We start from the raw sequence: 19014 nt of genomic DNA, 5'->3' as shown, positions 1-19014 counted from the left end.
ATGCTCGTCGCTGACATCCTGAGGAGGGCGCGTGCCCAGACTTCTTTCGGTGAACGTGGGCATGCCCAAAGATGTGCGCTGGGGCGACAAGACGGTGCACACCGGGATTTGGAAGTCTCCCGTCAGCGGCCCGATCATGGTGCGGCGCCTCAACATCGACGGCGACGGCCAGGGTGACCGGGCGGGGCACGGTGGCGAGCAGCGCGCGGTCATGGTGTATCAGCAGGAGTCCTACGACTTCTGGGCGAACTACCTGAGCCGCAGCGATCTGACGGCGGGCAGCTTCGGCGAGAACTTCACCGTAACCGGCCTGGCCGATGACGAGGTGTGTATCGGCGACCGTTATCGGATAGGAACCGCCGTACTCGAGGTGACTCAGCCTCGCGTGACGTGTTTCCGGGTAGGCCTTCGACTCGACGAGCCGCGGATGCCCAATCTTCTTGTTGCACAACATCGACCGGGGTTCTATTTGCGGGTGATCACCGAGGGCGAAGTGCAGGCCGGCGACGACATCACCCTGGTGCGGCAAGGCCGACACCAACTCAGTGTCGACGAGGTCGACGCACTGCTGTACCTGCCGAACCGGGACATCGGGCAGTTGCGCAAGGCAGTCGACGTGCCGGCGCTGAGCCCCGGCTGGCAGCAGTCCTTTCGTGAACTTCTGACGGCCCACGACGACGGCGCACCCTCGGTGGGTCCACCGATCGGCTCCGAGCCGGGCTGGGACGGGTTCCGTGCACTCGAAATCGCCGCGGTCGAGCCGGAATCTCCGAACGTCCTGTCGATCACGCTCATAGCGAAGGACGGCGCGTCGTTACCCACACCGTTGCCCGGCCAGTACCTGACGATGCGGATCGCCGGCGCGGGCCAGCCCGCGCCGTTGCGCAGTTACTCGCTGTCGGGAAACCCCGACGACGGCCGGTACCGCATCAGCGTCAAGAAGGAGACGCCCGGATGGGTCAGCGGTTGGCTGCATGCCCATGCCGAAGTGGGGGGCACGGTCGAGGCCGCCGCACCGCGTGGCTCCTTCCATCTCACCGATTCACCGAGCCCGGTCGTGCTGATCTCTGCGGGCGTGGGCATCACCCCGGTGTTGGCCATGCTGCATTCACTTTCACACCACCAGAGCGGCCGCGACATCTGGTGGCTGCACACCGCTCGCAACTCGCAGACCGACGCGTTCGAGGCCGAAGCCCGAGCTCTGGTCGCGTCCCTGCCCCGGGTGCACTGCCACATCTTCCACACCGAAGCCCGAACCCGCCTGGATGCATCGGCCATCGCCGCACTCGGTCTTCCCGCTGATGCCGACGCGTATGTCTGCGGACCTTCACAATTCATGTCCGACGTGGGTGCTGCCCTCGCCGCTGCCGGACTGAACCCGGCGCACATCCACAGTGAGCTGTTCGGTGCCCTGCCGTCCATCCGCCCCGGCGTGGTGGATGACGCGACGGTCCGCACTCCGCATGCCCCGCCGGGGCCGACCGGCAACGGGCCGACGGTCACGTTTGCGCGCAGTAATCTCGCCGCGTCGTGGAACGAGGACTACGCCAGCATTCTGGACTTCGCGGAAGCGTGCGATGTCCCGACGCGCTTCTCCTGCCGCAGCGGTGTGTGCCACATGTGTGAGACGGGCGTCATCTCGGGCGCGGTGCAATACACCCAGCCGCCGCTTGAACTGCCCCCGCAGGGCAGCACCCTGATCTGCTCGGCAACACCAGCTGAGGATGTGGTGCTGGATCTCTAATCCGGCCCGGTCAGCGCAGCGTGCCGGTAGGCGGTCGGGGTGGTGCCGAACCAGCGCTTGCATGATCGGGTCAGCACGCTTTGCTCGGAGTAGCCGAGTCGGCGCCCTATCTGACTCAGGCTCAGATCGGTGTCGCGCAGGAGCCCGTGTGCGGTGTCGCGGCGGATCTGGTCGACCAGGTGGGCGAAGCTCGTGTCCTCTGCGGCCAGTCGGCGGCGCAGTGTCTTGGGATGCAGCCCGAACTGGCGGGCGGCCAGCTCGGCGGTGAGTTCTCCGGTGGGCATCAGTTGGCGGATGACGCTGCGCATGGTGTCCGCGAGACCACGGGTGTGCCGACCAGCGGTACTGGCCAGGTAGTCCAGGGCGACCTGGTGCGCCAGCGTGTCGTGGGTGAGCGGTTCCGTCAGATCTGTTGCGCGCAGTGTGAATCCGGCCGTCGGTTCGCTGAAATGAGGCCGACAGCCGAAATAGCGGCGGTAGTCGGCCTTGATCCCCAACGCGGGGTGGGGCAGGTGCACGGCGACGGGCCGGTATGCGGTGCCCAGAAACAGGTGCAGGACGCGCACCGTCACGCCGAGGGCCAGTTCGACGGCCTGGGCTTGCGGTGCCGGCGGGTTGAGCAAGAAAGCGAATTCGAACTGGGCCAGTTCCGGATCGGGATGGTGGCCGATGCGGATGGCGATACCGGGACTGTAGGCACTCATGTAGGTGTCCAGGATGGTGAACGCATCGGCGACGGTGGCCGCCGTGCGAGCCGCCACTCCGACCGGACCGAGAATGTCGATGCTCTGCCGCAACGCCAGCCGTCGGCCGAAATCGCCCATGTTCAGCACCGCTGCGGCGTCCTCCACGGCGACGATGGCGTTGCGCAGCGGGACGAACCGATCACGGCGGCCGGCATCATCCGGATCGATGTTGGCCAGCTGCAGAAGTACCTCGGGATCTCCACCCTGCGTGCCGACGAGGTCGGCAAATCCCGTCAGCGACGAACCCCGGATCAACAGCATGTCCAATACGGTCAAGAAATTGTCCATGAATGTCAAGACACCGGTGCGGACGTGCGACAAGGATGCTGATGGCCGCGCTGACGTGCAGGCCCGAACGTACGAAGGGGTCCAGCTTGAAGCGCTCCGGTTCTTGGCGGCGTTGGTCGACGGTGATTGCGGTGGTCGCCGCGTCGGCAGCGATGACCGCCTGCACCGCGAACAAGGGATCCGGCGGTCGAGAAGAGGTCAGCATGGACGAGGTCCGGGAGATCGCGAAACAGGCGTACCTGTATGGCTTTCCGATGGTGGACAACTACCGCATCCAGTACTCCTACTTCGTCGACCAGAACGACCCGAACTACAAGGGTGGATGGAATCAGATCCACAACCTGGCCCGGGTAGCCACACCCGCCGACACCGCGATCCAGACACCGAACTCCGACACGCCCTACTCCTTCGTCGGCGCGGACCTGCGGACCGAGCCGCTGGTGCTCACCGTCCCGCCCATCGAGGCGGGCCGCTACTTCTCCGTGCAGTTCATCGATGCCTACACCTACAACTTCGCCTACGTGGGCAGCCGTGCCACGGGCAACGGCGGCGGTAAGTACCTGCTTGCCGGACCGAGCTGGCATGGCGACACACCCGCAGGCATCGCCGAGGTCATCCGGTCCGACACCGACTTCGCGTTCATCGCCTACCGCACGCAGCTGTTCAGTCCGGCGGACCTCGACAACGTCAAGAAGATCCAGGACGGCTACCGCGTGCAACCGTTGTCGGCGTTCCTGAATCAGCCGCCGCCGGCCGCACCGCCCCTGATCGACTTCGTCAAACCGCTGACGCCCGCACAGGAGAAGACGTCGCCGGAGTTCTTTAACATCATGAACTTCACGCTGCGCTACGCCCCGGTGCTGCCGTCGGAGAAAGACCTGCGGGCACGGTTCGCCACCATCGGCATCGGACCCGATGCCACCTTCAACCCCGACACGCTGTCACCCGACAAGCGCGCTGCCATCGAGGGCGGAATGGCCGACGCCTGGGCCGAGTTCGACGCGCTGCAGAAGGACAAGATCAACACCGGGCAGGTGACCACGGCGGATCTGTTCGGCAGCAGGCAGGAACTCGGCGACAACTACCTCTACCGGATGGCCGCCGCGGTGCTCGGAATCTACGGCAACACCAAGCAGGAGGCGATCTACCCGTTCCTGCCCGTAGACTCCACCGGGTCGCCGCTCACCGGCGCCGACAACTACACCTTCCGCTTCCCGCCGGGGCAGCTGCCGCCCGTCAACGCATTCTGGTCGCTGACAATGTACAAATTGCCCGAAAGCCTGTTGGTGGCCAATCCGATTGACCGGTACCTGATCAACTCACCGATGCTGCCGAGCCTCAAAGCCGACGCAGATGGGGGCTACACGCTGTACATCCAGCACACCTCGCCGGGACCGGAGAAGGAATCGAACTGGCTGCCCGCCCCACAGGGCCCGTTCCAGCTGCTGCTGCGGTTGTACTGGCCCAAAGATCAAGCGCTGGACGGTCAATGGAAAGCGCCGCAGCCGCACAAAGTCTAGGTTCGCGTCGACCGCACCGAACAGTGGCCGCCAAGGCGCCTCCACGTGGGCGCGCTCAGATCAGTTCGATCGCCTCCGCGATGGACGGCAGGACCCGCCCGGGGCGGAACGGAAAGTTGTCGATATCCGATTCGGCGGTGGACCCTGTGAGCACCAGTATGGTGTCCAGGCCGGCTTCGATACCGGCGACCACGTCGGTGTCCATGCGGTCGCCGACCATCACGGTGTTCTCCGAGTGGGCCGAGATCTGGTTGAGTGCGCTGCGGAACATCATCGGGTTCGGCTTGCCGACGAAATAGGGTTCGCGCCCGGTCGCCTTGGTGATCATCGCCGCGACCGAACCGGTAGCGGGCAGCGGACCTTGTGCCGAAGGCCCGGTCACGTCGGGATTGGTGGCGATGAATCGGGCGCCGTCTCCAATGAGCCGAACGGCTTTCGTGATCGCCTCGAACGAGTAGGTCCGGGTTTCACCGAGTACGACGAAGTCGGGTTCGGTGTCGTTGAGGGTGTAGCCGATCTCATGCAAGGCGGTGGTCAGGCCGGCCTCACCGATGACGTACGCGGAGCCACCGGGAAGTTGGTCGTCGAGGAACGTGGCGGTGGCCAGCGCCGAAGTCCAGATCGATTCCTCGGGCACGATCAACCCGGACCGCTTGAGTCGCGCGGCCAGATCGCGCGGCGTGAAGATCGAGTTGTTGGTCAGCACGAGGAACGGCCGCTCTTTCTCGGTGAGGCGGGCCAGGAACTCGGCGGCACCGGGCAGTGCGTGCTCCTCGCGGACCAGCACACCGTCCATATCGGTCAGCCAGCACTGCGGTGTCGTGTTCACGCGGGTTCGGATGACGCTCGGCATGAGAACTCGCCTCCTCTCGGCATGGCTGAATGCGAATGCACAGCTGCCCTCAGCGCGGTGTTGCCGAGTGTACGTCGCGCTATCAACTGTCCGGTGGGTCTAAACGCAGCACGGCACGCAACCATTGGATTTGTTTGGCGACCGTCCAGAGCGCTTGTGGAGTGCCAGTCCGCAGAGCGTAAACGTGTTCACCGCGCTGCTGTTCGATATACGTGACGGGAACACCGCAGGCGCGCAGGGCGTCGCGAAGCCGTCGGACATCATGAAGGAAGAAGTCCTCGGTGCCCACGTTGAGATGCACCGGAGGCAGTCCGGCGACCGATGCGTTGATCGGTGAGAGTGTCGAATCCTTGAACGACATACCGTTGGCATACAGCTTGAAAGCCCACCAGAAACTTTTCATCACGAGTGATGCCCGCGGCCTCGGTGGCTGCGACCGTATCCGGGTGTGCTAACTCCATGTCGACCAACGGCGCCGTCAGCAACAGCCCGGCAGGCATCGGGCCATTCGAGTCGCGAAGCTGTTGCGCCGCACTCAACGCGAGCTGACCTCCGGCACTATCACCGGCCAGCATCCAATGACCCTCGCGCAACTCGCCGTCGGCATGCAGAGAACGGATGGAGGTGAGCACGTCGTCGAGGGCCGCAGGGTGAGGGTCGTGGGGCGGCCTGCGGTAGAGCAGCATCCCCGCAGCAAGTCCTGTCTGGCGATGAATCTCGGCAAGCAACTTCCACTGGAGGTGGACAGGCCCGGCAAGGTAGGCGCCGCCGTGTAAGTAGATGATGACGTCTGCATCCCTATAGCGGCCCAGCCACGTGATCCGGACACCTCCGACCGTTTGCTCGGTGACGGATATACCCGCCGCTATTCTCCGTGAGGGCCGGGCCTGGCGAGACGCGCGTAACACATGCGGGCGCAGGCGAAGTGGTAAACGGTTGACCGCAGCGATACCGACTTTCTCGATGAGCTGGGCGAATGGACTGTTGGGTACGACGCGTGATGCCGCGATACCGCCGCCGTCAACAGCGGCAGCCTCGTCGTCTTTCATCACAGCTTCCTTCGGGTGAACGACCAACTGTCACCTTTGATCAACTTCGCTTGCATCGCAACCAATGCGGCCGACTACGGCATCGGCAGCGGGATCCGCGAGTAGCCTTTCACGTGGCTGTTTGTGCGGGGTGGGGGAATGGCATGGCGGTATCGCCAGTCGAACTGTTGATGCGGGTCATCGATCGCTCATGGAGCGTCGTGCGCCATCTCGTCAGCGGTCACGTCCTGATTTATCGCGCCAGCGGCGGCCGCCTCGGCCAACATGTGCCGGGCGTTCCCCCGATGCTCCTAATCGACCATGTCGGGGCGAAGAGCGGACGACCCCGAACGACGCCACTGGTCTATATGCGTGACGGAGATCGGTACATCATCGTCGCCGCCAAAGGCGGACACCCCCACAATCCGGCGTGGCTGTACAACCTGCGCGCGCACCCGTCGGTCACCGTTCAAATCGGTACGCGCCGCCTGGACATGGTCGCCAGGGAGTTGGGCCCCGTGGAACACCAAACGCTATGGCCGTGTGCGCTCGCGTACACCAGCCATTGGCGCCGATACGCCCGGCGGGTCCCGCCGTCTCGGACGATTCCGTTGGTTGCCTTGGAACTGCCTAGCTGATCACACGTTGACATCGAAACCTAGATCGATGTCGCAGGCAGCTTGACCGCCGCGAATGCCCCAATTCTGCAAAGGGCTTTCCCGTACGACGATGGTGATGTGATTGGCTGGAATGCCCAGTTGTCCAAGCCGATTCGTGATCTCACGGTACAGGTCACGCTTGGCCTGTATCGATCGTCCGGCAAAGCAGTCGATGGCGACGAAGGTGTACAGATGCGGTGCGGCCAAGTCTGGCGAATGAGAGAACCGGTGCGGCTCGTGGACGACCAGCCGGACGTGCTTGTCGGCGGCGGGAATGCCGAAGGCGGCGACCAGCGCGTCGTGCACCGCGTCGATGATCGCGACCTCCTCGGACTCCGGGTAGCAGCGGCGTACCTCGATCGTGGTGCTGGGCATGGCCGAGATCGTGACACAGGAAGGTCGTGCAGTCATCTGATTTTGCGGATGTAGGTCGACTGTCCACAAGTACGAACACTCCGAGGTGGTCTGCGGGTGGCATTCGCTCGACCTGCGGACCGCCTCGGAGGTTTCGCGATTACCTCAGTGCGGCAGGCAAGGCGCCAACGGCGGACATGGGGCACCCGGTGCGCCCATGCCAGGACCCGGTCCACCCATGCCCGGACCCGGTGCGCCCATGCCAGGACCTGGCCCAGGGCCGCCGGGGAGGCAGGGGGCGCCGGGTGGGCACGGAGGCGGTGGCTCGGCACTGGCCACCCCTTGGCTCGCAAGGGCGGCTAGGGCGAGACCGCCGGTAAACACCGCGGTGCCGACGAGCTTTCGATATCGAGTCATGATGTGGCCAAGTGCCCTTCTGGTTGACAGCGGTTGTACTCCAACAAGTTTGCGGCGACGTGATGGGAAGAACCTGTGCGACGTATATGTGTTGGGTATCGCTTGTGAACAATCGAGATGCGAAACCGTATTGCCACCAGAATATTTCGGGATCGGAACCCTCATGCGCTCGCCCTTCCGGGAGTCTCCCGTGGGGCGTCAGGACGGCTGGTTTACGGCTCGGCATGAGGCCCCAACGTCATCCGGCGGCCTGCGACGCGCAAATGAAATATGCAGTGGCATAGCTTGTTCCGACCTTTCGCAAAGCTCGCGAACAACGCGCACATAGTTCGGAAGATTCTGGCCGCGATGCGCGACGACGGGTGCTCTTCCTCCTGCTTTCTCGTCTACACTTCGGGAAATTGTTCGCCGCATCCGAGGTGAGGACTGTCCATGGCCAACTTGATTCGTCGCTTCGCGGTGACCGCGCTGGCTGCCGTTGTACCGCTGGGTGGCGTCTCCCTCGTCACCGCGGCATCGAGTTCGGCGGACTGCGACGCCGGCCAAACAAACTTCAGTGGCAATTGCGTGTCATCCACCTGCAAACGGAGTGAGGTGCGCGACGCCAACAGCGGTGACTGCCGCAGTGCGCTGTCCGCGGCACTGGGCAAGGCTCAGGCCCCCGCAGTGTCGCAAGTGAGCCAAAAGCAGTGGAGTGACGCCTACAACGTGCTGCAGCAGTCCGGTAGTGTCCCATCGGGTGTCGGCGCTGCAAAGGACGTCTTCAGCGTGGTCAACTCCGCCATCGATATACCGACCAGCATCGCCTCCGCTGCCGGCGACACCGCCGACGCGCTCTATTACCTGAGCAAGCTGACCGGCACGTCGAGCGGGTCGTCGTCCTCGAATGCTGTCTCCAGCACGGCGAAGTCGCTGACGTCTGCGGTCTCCGGTTCGGTGGCAACGGTCAGTGGCGCCACTCATTCGGTACCGAAGATCGGTCTTCCCAAACTCAGCTTGTTCGGGGCTTGTCTGCCGGTGAAGTTCGCCTTCTTTCGGCCGTGCATCTGATCTCAGTGTGTTCGGTGATCCCCGGCATGCTGACGATCGGACGACTTGACACCAAAGTTACTGCCGTGCCTGATTACTGAGGTGGCGCGTAGGTGAATGCGGCCGGCCCGTCTCTGGTACGGCATTGCGGCTGCTGTCGTTCAGGTTCCGGCGCGCAACAGGGCGACGTCGGACACCATGCGGATGTGGTCGGCCATGGCACGGCTGGCCGCAGCCGGATCTTGGCGGCGCACTGCGTCGGCAATCTTGCGATGGCCCTCCAAAGACGCTCTCGGCCTGTCGGATTGGGACAGCGACTCTATGCGCGTTTCACGTACCAGCTCAGCGATCTCACCCATCAGACGCGCGAGTAGGGGGGAGTGGGCGGCCGCGGTGATGGCAGCGTGGAAAAGTTCGTCTCCAGAGACCCCACGCTCCCCGCCGGTGACTTCCTTCTCCATGATGGTCAGCGCGTCGTCGATGGCGGCCATCTCCGACTCGCTGCGTCGCTCCGCCGCGAGCTCGGCAAGCTTCACCTCCAGGGCCTCCCGCGCTTCGATCACCTCGGGGAGTCGATCGGCGTGTTCGCGCAAGGCACGGATCGCGGCATCGCCCACGGGGCGGCGGATGAGGACCGCGCCGTCGCCGTGCCGAACGGACAGGATGCCCTGCACCTCCAGGGCCACCAGCGCTTGGCTCAACGAGGCGCGGCTGACGCCGAGTTGGGCGGCCAGTTCGCGCTCGGGTGGCAGGCGCTCGCCGGCCTGCATGTCGCGGTCGGCCATGTGCTTGCACAGCTGTTCGACGATGACCTCATAGAGCCGCGGTCGAGCTACCGGGCGAATTTGCTCAGCCACTGAGTCACTCACTCTCCGTTCCTTCAAGCCAACAATAGCCGCCATGAAAGCATGATCCCGAGCACATGCTGGGGTTGACAGTGACCTGTCTCACGGGCTTTACTGCCTAGTGACTTAGTGGCTAGGCCAATTAGCCACCTCTCGAAGAGCGGAGTGCCCGATGCCCATAGAAGTCATTCCGATCCTGGCGTTGGTCGTCATGTTCGTCGCCGCGACGGTGCTGCCGGTCAACATGGGCGCTCTCGGCTTCGTCGCGGCTTTCTTCGTCGGCACCCTGGCAGTGGGGATGAAGGCCGACCAGATCATCGGCGGATTCCCCAGCAGCCTGTTCCTGACCTTGGTCGGCATCACCTACCTGTTCGCGATCGCGCAGAACAACGGCACCGTCGACCTGCTGGTGCGGGCGGCGGTCCGGCTGGTCCGTGGCAGGGTCGCGCTGATTCCCTGGGTGATGTTCGGTGTTACCGGGATTCTCACCTCGATCGGCGCGCTGGGGCCCGCCGCGGTGGCCATCGTGGCCCCGATCGCCCTCGGCTTCGCCGCGCGGTACCGGATCAAACCCCTATTGATGGGCATGATGGTCGTCCACGGCGCCCAAGCCGGCGGGTTCTCGCCGATCAGCATCTACGGCGTCACGGTCAACAACATCGCCACCAAGGCGGGGCTGGAGAACAGTCCTCTCACGCTGTTCCTGGGCAGCTTGTTCTTCAACGCCGCGATCGGGGTCCTGCTCTTCGCGTTCCTGGGCGGGCGTGAACTCATCGGGCGCAGCGTGCACGACGACGACGAGACGCGACCCGAGGATGACACCGGCGCGGTCGGTGGTGGGAGGTCGCCTGCCACCGTGATGCGCGGTTTCGGTACGACCACGACCAAGGCCCGCTCGCAGGCCGTCACTGCCGAGAACGCGCCGCCGTTGGCCATCGCGGTCAAGGCCATCACCTTCGAGCAGATCCTCACACTTGTCGGACTTGCCTCGCTGGCGGTGTTCTCGTTGATTCTCGACCTGGACGTCGGGTTCGTGTCGATGACCGTCGCGGTGATCCTGGCGCTGGCCTCGCCCAAGGCTCAGAAAGGCGCGATCAACCAAATCAGTTGGTCGACAGTGCTGCTCATCGGGGGAGTCCTGACCTTCGTCGGCGTCCTGCAAGAGGCCGGCACCGTCGAATGGGTCGGCAACGGGGTCGCCGCACTCGGCTTGCCCCTACTGGTGGCGCTGCTGCTCTGCTATATCGGCGCCATCGTGTCGGCCTTCGCGTCCTCGACCGCGATCCTCGGTGCCACCATCCCGCTGGCCGTCCCCTTCCTGATGGCCGGCGAGGTGGGCGCGGTCGGCGTGATCGTCGCCCTGTCGATCGCGTCGACCATCGTGGACGTCAGCCCGTTCTCGACCAATGGCGCGCTCGTCCTGGCGAACGCTCAGGGCATCGATCGGGATGCGTTCTACAAGCAGATCCTCAAGTACAGCGCGGTGGTCGTCGCGGTCGGCCCGTTGATCGCCTGGGCCGTTCTGGTCCTGCCCGGTTGGCTGTAGCGGCCGAAAACCTTGTGCATCTGAGCGGCGGTACGTGAGCACACGTACCGCCGCTCAGTGTGCTTCCGGCCCGTGCCGATTGCAGCGCTGAGCTGCGTCGATGCCATTGACAAAGGCGAGTCGTCGTTGTTTCAATAGATTGGCTAGGCCAATAGGTCACTAGGTCAATAATCCAAGGGGGTACCCACGATGTCGGTGCAGCTGAACACGACAGGCAGAACCGGCCCACTGCAGGGCGCCGTCGTCATCGACCTGACCAGGGCGCTCGCCGGACCGCACGCGGCGATGATGCTGGGCGATCTGGGCGCCGACGTCATCAAGGTCGAGAGCCCCAAAGGCGGCGACGACACGCGCACCTGGGGCCCGCCGTTCGTTGAACCCGCCGATGCCGAACGGGAATCCACCTACTTCCTGTCGGCGAACCGGAACAAGCGGTCAATCGCGCTCGACCTCAAGACCGAAGACGGTCGCCATGCGCTCGAGGACATGGTCAAGAAGGCGGATGTCCTGCTGGAGAACTTCCGGACCGGTGTGCTGGACCGGCTGGGCTTTTCGCCGCAGCGGCTGGCCGAGGTCAATCCCCGGCTGGTGGTCCTGTCGATCAGCGGATTCGGACACGATGGCCCCGAGGGCGGCCGGGCCGGATACGACCAGATTGCCCAGGGCGAGGCGGGTTTGATGTCGGTCACCGGATCCGGTCCCGACGACGTAGAGCGTGTCGGTGTCCCGATCGCGGATCTGCTTGCCGGCATGTACGGGGCGTTCGGTGTGCTGGCCGCGTTGCGCGAGCGCGATCGCACCGGCAAGGGCACCGTCGTCCGCACGTCCCTGTTGGCCAGTGTCGTAGGCGTGCACGCCTTCCAGGGCACCAAATGGACGGTCGCAGGCGAGGTCGGTCAAGCCCAGGGCAACCATCATCCGTCCATCTGCCCATACGGCCTCTTCCCGACCGCTGACGGCGCCGTGCAGATCTCAGTGGGCAGCGAAGGGCTGTGGCACCGCTTCTGCGAGGGCTTCGACATCGATCCCGATACCGAAGGCATGGCCACCAACCCGCAACGGGTCGCCAATCGAGACGACGTCATCGCCCTTGTCTCCCAGGTGTTCTCGGCCCACGACACGACGTCGTTGCTGGAGCTTCTGGACGATATGGGCGTGCCTGCAGGCAAAGTGCGCAACCTCCAGGAGGTCTACGAATGGGAGCAGACCAGGTCACAGGGGCTGCTCGTCGACGTCGAGCACGCCACGCTGGGGACAGTCACCCTGCCGGGGCCACCGCTGCGCTTCTTCGAGCCCGACGGCACCGAGCTCACCGAGACCCGCCACCTCGCCCCTCCGGTCCTCGGGGCCGACGAGGAGCTGGTGCGCGCCTGGCTTAAGGAAGCGGTCTGATGCGCCGGTTGTCAGCGCATGAGGTGCTCGACGTCATCGCCGATGCGAACAGTTTCGAATGCTGGGATACACCCGTGGTCGAGCACGCCGTCGACGCCGAGTACGCCGAGGAACTCGCCGCGGCCAGGGCCAAGACCGGTCTGGACGAATCGGTCACCACCGGCACGATCAGCATTCGTACGCGCCGGGTCGCAGTCCTGGTGAGTGACTTTTCGTTTCTGGCTGGTTCCATCGGCGTGGCGGCGGGCGAACGGTTGACCACCGCGATCTGCCGGGCCACCGCCGAAGGGTTGCCGTTGCTTGCCTTGCCGACGTCGGGCGGCACGCGGATGCAGGAAGGAACCGTGGCGTTCCTGCAGATGGTCAAGATCACCGCGGCGATCGTCGCCCACAAAGCGGCACACCTGCCCTACCTGGTGTACCTGCGGCACCCGACGACCGGAGGGGTGTTCGCCTCCTGGGGCTCACTGGGGCATCTGACCGTTGCCGAACCGGGGGCGCTCGTCGGCTTCCTCGGCCCACGCGTGTACGACGCGCTCTACGGCGACCGATTCCCTTCGGGTGTACAGACTTCGGAGAATCTGCAAACGCATGGGCTGATCGACGCGATTCGTCCACCCGAACAGCTCGGCGAGATTGTGGATCGGGCGTTGCGCATCATGACCGACGCCCCGCGCCGGTGCGCCCAGATAGTCGATACACCGGACTGGGCGGTCGATGACATTCCAGCGTGGACGTCGGTGCTGGCGTCCCGCCGACGCGATCGCCCCGGCGTCCGAGAGCTGTTATTCCACGCGGCCGCCGACGTTTTGCCGCTCAACGGCACGGGGCAGGGGGAGTCGGACCCGGGTCTGATCCTCGCACTGGTGCGATTCGGTGACATGCCGTGCGTGCTGCTCGGGCAGGACCGCAGTGGTCAGACCCTGCTCACCCCACTCGGCCCGGCCGCGCTGCGCGAGGCCCGGCGCGGTATGCGCCTGGCCAAGGATCTTCGCCTTCCGCTGGTCACCGTGATCGATACTGCCGGGGCCGCGCTGTCCAAGGACGCCGAGGAAGGTGGGCTTGCCGGAGAGATCGCTCGCTGCATCGCCGACATGGTCGACCTCGACACCCCGACGGTGTCGCTGCTCCTTGGTCAAGGCACCGGCGGCGGGGCGCTGGCCCTGGTCCCCGCCGACCGGGTGCTGGCGGCTCAGCATGGGTGGCTGTCACCGCTGCCGCCCGAAGGCGCCAGTGCGATCGTGCACCGCGACGTCGACCACGCCCCGCAAATGGCTGTGCGCCAGGGCATCCGGTCTCTCGATCTCCTCCGCGCCGGGATCGTGGATCTCATCATCCCGGAGTGGCCCGACGGTGCAGAGGAACCGCGGCAGTTCTGCGAGCGCGTCGGTACCGCCCTTCACCGCGCGCTGAGCGAGATCATCGCGCAGGACGCCGACATGCGGCGCATCGCTCGGGGGAAGCGGTTCAACCGGGTGGGGACGGTGGAGCTACTCCAGAACCTCTAGTGCCAGTCCCAGACGGTCATGTCGCCTGCTGGGTAGTTCATGCAGATGTCGGTGGTGTGGGCGGCGACGCCTTTGTTGTTGAAGAACAGTTTGGCCCAGTTGGGCCAGCGCCAGGACATTTGTTCGTAGAAGGCGTTGGTGGCGGTGTCTTCGGAGTATTGGCGTCGGCCGGCGTAGTCCATGGAGAAGAACCAGTGGATGCGGTCTTGGGTGCCTTGTTGGTCGCCGGCGGGTTTGTTGTTGTAGTCGATCATGTAGCGCTCGTAGTAGACGGGTTCGACGTCGCGGGCGGCGGCCATGATCTGTTCGGCGGTGCAGGGGGTTTTGAGGATGCGGTTGGGGATGGGGTAGTCGTCGGTGGCGTCTGCGGAAGAGACTGCGGAGGTGGCGATGCCTGTGGTGATGGCGCCGGCCAGGGCGGCGGCGGCGATACCGGTGCGCAGTGCGTTGCGGATCATGATTTCTCCGTTCAGTGCCGTTGGTCGGCGGCGACCTGGTCGAGGATGACGCGTTTGTCGGGGCAGTAGTAGTTCAGTGCGGAGCCCAGGAATTGCCAGTTTTGGGCGGTGCTGTTGTGCCGGTCGAGGTTGGCGCCGATGAATTTGGCGGAGTCGAAGGCGTTGTGGTCGACGTTGTTGGTCAGGCGTTTGCAGACCAGTTTGCCGATCCAGGCGTTGAAGTCCTTCTGCCCGTAGATGCCGTAGGTGTGCAACTCGTGGGCGAAGTTGGTGTCGGGATCCCGGTCATACGCCGGATCCGCGGCCGCAGGGGCCGCCAATCCCAGTGCTGCACCGACGATCACGGCTGTGACGACAGACTTCACGACGAAACCTCCTCAGACTCCTTTTGGACGGGCGTTGGCCACGGTGCCGGCAACGGACGCTGTCGCACCGATACCGGCCACCAGAACCACTTGCCCAGCAGCGCGGCGATCGACGGCGTCATGAACGACCGCACGATCAACGTGTCGAACAACAGACCCAGACCGATCGTGGTACCGATCTGCCCGAGCACCACCAGATCGCTGAAGATGAACGACGCCATCGTCGCCGAGAACACCAACCCGGCGGCAGTGACGACGCGGCCGGTACCGGCCATGGACCGGATGATGCCGGTGTTCAGCCCGGCGTGGATCTCCTCCTTGAACCGCGACACCAACAACAAGTTGTAGTCCGCGCCGACGGCCAGCAGCAGGATGATGGCCAGCGGCACCACGATCCAATACAGATGGATTCCCAATATGTACTGCCACAGCAGAACCGACAACCCAACCGATGCGCCCAGTGACAGTAGGACGGTGCCCACGATGACGACCGCGGCGACGATGCTGCGGGTGACGAACATCATGATCAGTAGGATGAGCGCCAGTGCGGCCACTGCGGAGATCAGCAGGTCGTACTTCATCCCTTCCTGAATGTCCTTGTTAGTGGAGCCGATTCCGGCGACGTAGATCTTGGCGTCGGACATCGGCGTCGCCTTGAGTGCGTCGAACACCGCGTCCTTCATCGCGTCGATGTGCGGGATGGACTCCGGGTCGGCCGGATTGCCCTGATGGGTGACGATGAACCTGGCAGCCTTACCGTCCGGCGAGAGGAACAGTTTCAGACCGCGCTTGAAATCGGCGTTGTCGAAGGCCTCCGGGGGCAGGTAGAACGAGTCGTCGTTCTTGGCGTCGTCGAAGGCCTGTCCCATGGCGGTGGCGTTCTTCAAAGCTTCGTCGCTCTGAGCGTTGGTGCCGCCGGTGGTCGCGTAATTGGACAGGGTGAGCTCGCGGTTGCGTTCCTGGATCGCGATCTGCGGCGGCAGCAGCGCTACCAATTGCGGTTGCAGCGCATCCAGTTTGTCCAGGCTTGCCGTGATGGTGCCGAACTTGTCGGACAGTTCGGAGATCCCGTCCAGGGAGTCGAACACCGAGCGCAACGCCGAGCACATGGGAATGTCGAAGCAGTGCGGTTCCCAGTAGAAGTAATTGCGTAACGGCCGGAACTGGTCGTCGAAGTTGGCGAGTTTGTCGCGCAGGTCGTTGACCGTCTCGACGGTGTCGTGGAACGCCTGCGTCTGCTCATGGGTGGCCGCGGCACTCGCCTTCTGCAGGGCGAGTTGCTGGTGCAGGACGTCGATCGTGTTGGTGATCTCGTTGGCCTGCTTCAGCAGATCGTCGGCCCGGTCTTTCTGGTAGCCCAGATTCATGATTTGGCTGGCGCTTGACGCGCTGATCTGGAACGGGATGGAGCTGTGCGTGATCGGCGTGCCCAGGGGCCGCGTGATCGACTGCACCAGAGCGATTCCCGGCGTGTGCAGGACCGCTTTGGCGGCACGCTCGAGGATCAGCATGTCCGCCGGGTTACGCATGTCGTGATCGGTTTCGATCATCAGCAGTTCCGGATTGATCCGCGCCTCGGTGAAATGCCGCTCGGCGGCTTCCATTCCGATCACGCCGGGGGCAGTGCTCGGAATATAGGGCCGATTGTCGTAGCTGGTCTGATAGCCGGGCAGCGCGAAGACTCCGATGAGCGCGATCCCGCACGTCACCACCAGGATGGGGCCTGGCCAGCGCACGATCGCGGCGCCGATTCGGCGCCAACCACGGGCGCGCAGTGAGCCTTTGGGCTCCAGCAGTCCGAATCGGCTGGCGATCAACAACACCGCGGGCCCCAACGTCAGCGCCGCCGCCAACGTCACGAGCACCCCGAGCGCAGCCGGGATACCGAGCGTCTGGAAGTAGGGCAGCCGGGTGAAGGCCATGCACGCGACTGCGCCGGCGATGGTCAATCCCGACCCGACGATGACGTGCACGGTGCCGCGGTACATGTCGTAGTAGGCCGGTATCCGCTCCAGGCCGTTACTGCGCGCCTCCTGGTAGCGGCCGACCACGAAGATCGCGTAGTCGGTGCCCGCCGCGATCGCCAGCAGCGTCAACAGGTTCGTCGAGTAGGTGGACAGTCCGATGACGCCGGAATGGGCGAGAACGGCAACCACGCCGCGGGCCGCCGCGAGTTCGATGGCCACCGTCAGCAGCACGATGACCATGGTCACCAGCGAGCGGTAGACGAACAGCAGCATGATCCCGATGACCAGGAAGGTGATCGCGGTGACCTGGTTGGTGCCTTCGCTGCCCACCTCGAAATTGTCGGTCACCAGCGGTGATGCGCCGGTGACATAGGCTTTGATGCCAGGAGGCGGCGGTGTGTTGGCAACGATCTTGCGGATCGAATCGACGGACTCGTTCGACTGGGCCTCGCCCTGGTTTCCGCGCAGGTACACCTGCGTCAGGGCGGCTTTGCCGTCCTTGCTCTGCGAGCCGCCGGCCGTCAGCGGGTCTCCCCAGAAGTCCTGGACGTGCTCGACGTGCTCGGTGTCGTCCTGGAGCTTCTTCACCAGGCCGTCATAGAACTTGTGCGCCTCTTCGCCCAGTGGCTGGTCGCCCTCGATGACCACCATTGCCGCACTGTCGGAATCGAATTCGTGGAAAACCTGCCCGATGTGACGCATCGCCATGATCGACGGCGAGTCGGGCGCATTGAGTCCCACCGAGCGTTCCGCGCCGACGACTTCGAGCTGGGGAGCGATGATGTTGGACAGCGCGGCGATGGCGATCCACACGAACAGGATCGGTACCGACAGCGTCCGGATGAACCGCGCCGTGCGGGAACCTTCGATCGGGGCGTCCACGCTATGAATGCCGCTCATGCCGTCTTGTCCAGGCAGGCGATGTAACCGTTCACGTTGTCGGTGGACCTTTCGTCCTTCACGATGCCATTGACGGTGATGCGGCAACCGATGGTCCCGCCGTCACCTTGGGCCCGCAGATCGGCGTACATCGTCGGGTCGTCGGTGGTCAGGTTCTGTGACCACGGCAGCGGGACGTTGTCGACGTGCTGCGGCTGGGCGTGAATATCGAGGTAGTTGATGGTGGCGACGGATCCAGGCGAACCGAACACCTCGAACAGCACCTGTTTGGGGTTGTACCCGGTGTTCTCCAGGGCGTCCGAGCCCGGCCGCGATATCTCGTTGTTGGAGCCGAAGATGCCGTGCAGCCGGTCGACGGTGAACACGACGAGGGCGACCACGAGGATCGCCACGATCCATGTCCATTGCCGGCGCGCTAGTTTGCTCACCGAAAACTTGCTCAACCGAAGCCTCCCGACGCCCCCGTCGACGATCGCGCGAGGCGAAACCGTCATGTAGAAGGAGAACGGTACGGTACCGTACGATCGGCCGCAACTGCTTGACGTGCGGATAAATGACTGCTCTCCACGTGTTTCACGGGCGCAGCCGGTGGCATACCGAGGACGACAGAAGAAAGGAGTCTGGTGATCGCCGATCAGCCGGACGATGCGTCGAATTGCCCCTGGAGTGAGCGTGAGGGCGAACTCCTGGCGATCACGCTCGAACTGCTGCAGGAGCACGGATATGACCGGCTCAGTGTGGAAGCGGTGGCGACCAGGGCCAAGGCCAGCAAGGCCACGATGTACCGGCGCTGGCCCTCGAAGGCCGACCTGGTGCTGGCCGCCTTCATCGAGGGCACCCGCAATTCGGCCGTGCCACCGCACACCGGCTCGCTGCGCGGCGACCTGCTGGAGATCGGCCGCGCGACGTGCGCCCAGGGCCGGGAACACATGCGCACCATGCGCGCGGTGCTCAACGAGATGTCGCACAGTCCCGCGCTGCAGGAGGCGATGCAGGAGAAGTTCGTGCTTCAGCGCAAGCTGGTGATCGATGGTGTGCTCGCCGAAGCGGTCGAACGCGGTGAGATCGACGCCTCGGCCATCGATGAAGAGATCTATGACCTGTTGCCCGGATACCTGGTGTTCCGCAGCCTGGTCTCCGACCGGCCGCCGACCGATGAGACGGTCCGGGCGCTGGTCGACCGGGTGTTGTTGCCCAGCCTGAAGACCGGCCAAGGTCAGTAGCTTTCTTTCGAGCCGGATCGAAACCAGGCAAAAGGTGTCCGCAGCCTGGGATCGGATCCGATGACGCGCGGTCTGAGCTGCGCCCCATCGGCTCGGCAGTGTGCAGTGCTTCCCACAACCTTCGACTAGGTCGGGTTGTTTAACCGGCGGCGTCGCGCAATCTTTATTACTC

At 64.5% G+C, this 19014-nt stretch carries 18 protein-coding genes; 8 read left to right on the top strand and 10 right to left on the bottom strand.

From position 1 onward, the window contains the following. Window positions 1–31 precede the first annotated feature (31 nt). Window positions 32–1744 (top strand): MOSC domain-containing protein, encoded by a 1713-nt coding sequence (locus tag ACXPWS_RS28875; RefSeq protein WP_458709934.1) that lies wholly within the window; start codon window positions 32–34, stop codon window positions 1742–1744. Here the strand turns inward: ACXPWS_RS28875 and ACXPWS_RS28870 are convergent. Beyond that, window positions 1741–2751: an AraC family transcriptional regulator gene (locus tag ACXPWS_RS28870; RefSeq protein WP_458713734.1), complete on the bottom strand. Its 1011-nt coding sequence runs from the start codon at window positions 2749–2751 to the stop codon at window positions 1741–1743. The genes ACXPWS_RS28875 and ACXPWS_RS28870 overlap by 4 nt on opposite strands. A 179-nt stretch (window positions 2752–2930) precedes the next feature. Between ACXPWS_RS28870 and ACXPWS_RS28865 the strand changes: the two genes are divergently transcribed. Then, window positions 2931–4298, top strand: a complete 1368-nt coding sequence (locus ACXPWS_RS28865) for a DUF1254 domain-containing protein (protein ID WP_458713733.1) — start codon at window positions 2931–2933, stop codon at window positions 4296–4298. Window positions 4299–4353: 55 nt separating this feature from the next. Here ACXPWS_RS28865 and ACXPWS_RS28860 read toward each other — a convergent pair whose 3' ends face one another. The 3 genes from ACXPWS_RS28860 to ACXPWS_RS28850 form a co-directional block, all read right to left on the bottom strand. Beyond that, window positions 4354–5094, bottom strand: coding sequence for an HAD-IIA family hydrolase (locus tag ACXPWS_RS28860; RefSeq protein ID WP_458713732.1), 741 nt, complete (start codon window positions 5092–5094; stop codon window positions 4354–4356). A gap of 139 nt (window positions 5095–5233) precedes the next feature. After that, the gene (locus ACXPWS_RS28855; protein ID WP_458709933.1) at window positions 5234–5512 is read right to left on the bottom strand and encodes an alpha/beta hydrolase; all 279 of its coding nucleotides are present in this window, start codon (window positions 5510–5512) and stop codon (window positions 5234–5236) included. After that, entirely contained in the window at window positions 5412–6200 is a 789-nt protein-coding gene (locus tag ACXPWS_RS28850) for an alpha/beta hydrolase (RefSeq protein WP_458709932.1), read from the bottom strand. The genes ACXPWS_RS28855 and ACXPWS_RS28850 overlap by 101 nt, the downstream gene beginning before the upstream one ends. A 143-nt stretch (window positions 6201–6343) precedes the next feature. Between ACXPWS_RS28850 and ACXPWS_RS28845 the strand changes: the two genes are divergently transcribed. Continuing rightward, window positions 6344–6817: a nitroreductase family deazaflavin-dependent oxidoreductase gene (locus tag ACXPWS_RS28845; protein WP_458709931.1), complete on the top strand. Its 474-nt coding sequence runs from the start codon at window positions 6344–6346 to the stop codon at window positions 6815–6817. On the opposite strand, the gene ACXPWS_RS28840 is transcribed toward ACXPWS_RS28845, so the two are convergent. Further along, on the bottom strand, window positions 6818–7213 hold the full coding sequence (locus ACXPWS_RS28840) for a tautomerase family protein (RefSeq protein ID WP_458709930.1): 396 nt from the start codon (window positions 7211–7213) through the stop codon (window positions 6818–6820). A gap of 828 nt (window positions 7214–8041) precedes the next feature. Here ACXPWS_RS28840 and ACXPWS_RS28835 point away from each other — a divergent pair. Continuing rightward, window positions 8042–8659 (top strand): hypothetical protein, encoded by a 618-nt coding sequence (locus ACXPWS_RS28835; RefSeq protein ID WP_458709929.1) that lies wholly within the window; start codon window positions 8042–8044, stop codon window positions 8657–8659. 140 nt (window positions 8660–8799) lie between these two features. Here the strand turns inward: ACXPWS_RS28835 and ACXPWS_RS28830 are convergent, their stop codons facing one another. Continuing rightward, on the bottom strand, window positions 8800–9495 hold the full coding sequence (locus ACXPWS_RS28830) for a FadR/GntR family transcriptional regulator (protein ID WP_458713731.1): 696 nt from the start codon (window positions 9493–9495) through the stop codon (window positions 8800–8802). Between the two features lie 160 nt (window positions 9496–9655). Between ACXPWS_RS28830 and ACXPWS_RS28825 the strand changes: the two genes are divergently transcribed. From ACXPWS_RS28825 to ACXPWS_RS28815, 3 genes are all read left to right on the top strand, one after another. Further along, complete coding sequence (locus tag ACXPWS_RS28825) at window positions 9656–11029, top strand: SLC13 family permease (RefSeq protein ID WP_458709928.1); 1374 nt, start codon at window positions 9656–9658, stop codon at window positions 11027–11029. A gap of 189 nt (window positions 11030–11218) precedes the next feature. Beyond that, a complete protein-coding gene (locus ACXPWS_RS28820) occupies window positions 11219–12421 on the top strand; it encodes a CaiB/BaiF CoA transferase family protein (protein WP_458709927.1) in 1203 nt (400 codons plus the stop codon). Then, on the top strand, window positions 12421–13929 hold the full coding sequence (locus ACXPWS_RS28815) for a carboxyl transferase domain-containing protein (protein ID WP_458709926.1): 1509 nt from the start codon (window positions 12421–12423) through the stop codon (window positions 13927–13929). Before ACXPWS_RS28820 ends, ACXPWS_RS28815 begins: the two co-directional genes overlap by 1 nt. On the opposite strand, the gene ACXPWS_RS28810 is transcribed toward ACXPWS_RS28815, so the two are convergent. The 4 genes from ACXPWS_RS28810 to ACXPWS_RS28795 are packed head-to-tail and all read right to left on the bottom strand — an operon-like array spanning window position 13926 to window position 18047. Beyond that, on the bottom strand, window positions 13926–14387 hold the full coding sequence (locus ACXPWS_RS28810; protein ID WP_458709925.1) for a DUF5078 domain-containing protein: 462 nt from the start codon (window positions 14385–14387) through the stop codon (window positions 13926–13928). The two genes, ACXPWS_RS28815 and ACXPWS_RS28810, sit on opposite strands and share 4 nt — an antisense overlap. A gap of 11 nt (window positions 14388–14398) precedes the next feature. Beyond that, a complete protein-coding gene (locus ACXPWS_RS28805) occupies window positions 14399–14752 on the bottom strand; it encodes a DUF732 domain-containing protein (protein ID WP_458709924.1) in 354 nt (117 codons plus the stop codon). Beyond that, on the bottom strand, window positions 14749–17619 hold the full coding sequence (locus ACXPWS_RS28800) for an MMPL/RND family transporter (protein WP_458709923.1): 2871 nt from the start codon (window positions 17617–17619) through the stop codon (window positions 14749–14751). The genes ACXPWS_RS28805 and ACXPWS_RS28800 overlap by 4 nt, the downstream gene beginning before the upstream one ends. Next, complete coding sequence (locus tag ACXPWS_RS28795; protein WP_458709922.1) at window positions 17616–18047, bottom strand: MmpS family transport accessory protein; 432 nt, start codon at window positions 18045–18047, stop codon at window positions 17616–17618. Before ACXPWS_RS28795 ends, ACXPWS_RS28800 begins: the two co-directional genes overlap by 4 nt. A 195-nt stretch (window positions 18048–18242) precedes the next feature. On the opposite strand from ACXPWS_RS28795, the gene ACXPWS_RS28790 reads away from it, so the two are divergent. Continuing rightward, window positions 18243–18842, top strand: a complete 600-nt coding sequence (locus ACXPWS_RS28790; protein WP_458709921.1) for a TetR/AcrR family transcriptional regulator — start codon at window positions 18243–18245, stop codon at window positions 18840–18842. Window positions 18843–19014 lie beyond the last annotated feature (172 nt).

It is taken from the genome of Mycobacterium sp. BMJ-28 (assembly GCF_054404835.1).
Note: the sequence above shows the minus strand (reverse complement) of the source record. Positions and strands in the feature narration are given on the sequence as shown.

Bases quoted from the DNA above. Each gene is read 5' to 3' on its own strand.
- ACXPWS_RS28870 (WP_458713734.1), bottom strand. From the start codon at position 2,751: ATGCTGTTGATCCGGGGTTCGTCGCTGACGGGATTTGCCGACCTCGTC.
- ACXPWS_RS28865 (WP_458713733.1), top strand. From the start codon at position 2,931: ATGACCGCCTGCACCGCGAACAAGGGATCCGGCGGTCGAGAAGAGGTC.
- ACXPWS_RS28860 (WP_458713732.1), bottom strand. From the start codon at position 5,094: ATGGACGGTGTGCTGGTCCGCGAGGAGCACGCACTGCCCGGTGCCGCC.
- ACXPWS_RS28855 (WP_458709933.1), bottom strand. From the start codon at position 5,512: ATGTCGTTCAAGGATTCGACACTCTCACCGATCAACGCATCGGTCGCC.
- ACXPWS_RS28850 (WP_458709932.1), bottom strand. From the start codon at position 6,200: ATGAAAGACGACGAGGCTGCCGCTGTTGACGGCGGCGGTATCGCGGCA.
- ACXPWS_RS28845 (WP_458709931.1), top strand. From the start codon at position 6,344: ATGGCGGTATCGCCAGTCGAACTGTTGATGCGGGTCATCGATCGCTCA.
- ACXPWS_RS28840 (WP_458709930.1), bottom strand. From the start codon at position 7,213: ATGCCCAGCACCACGATCGAGGTACGCCGCTGCTACCCGGAGTCCGAG.
- ACXPWS_RS28835 (WP_458709929.1), top strand. From the start codon at position 8,042: ATGGCCAACTTGATTCGTCGCTTCGCGGTGACCGCGCTGGCTGCCGTT.
- ACXPWS_RS28825 (WP_458709928.1), top strand. From the start codon at position 9,656: ATGCCCATAGAAGTCATTCCGATCCTGGCGTTGGTCGTCATGTTCGTC.
- ACXPWS_RS28820 (WP_458709927.1), top strand. From the start codon at position 11,219: ATGTCGGTGCAGCTGAACACGACAGGCAGAACCGGCCCACTGCAGGGC.
- ACXPWS_RS28815 (WP_458709926.1), top strand. From the start codon at position 12,421: ATGCGCCGGTTGTCAGCGCATGAGGTGCTCGACGTCATCGCCGATGCG.
- ACXPWS_RS28810 (WP_458709925.1), bottom strand. From the start codon at position 14,387: ATGATCCGCAACGCACTGCGCACCGGTATCGCCGCCGCCGCCCTGGCC.
- ACXPWS_RS28800 (WP_458709923.1), bottom strand. From the start codon at position 17,619: ATGAGCGGCATTCATAGCGTGGACGCCCCGATCGAAGGTTCCCGCACG.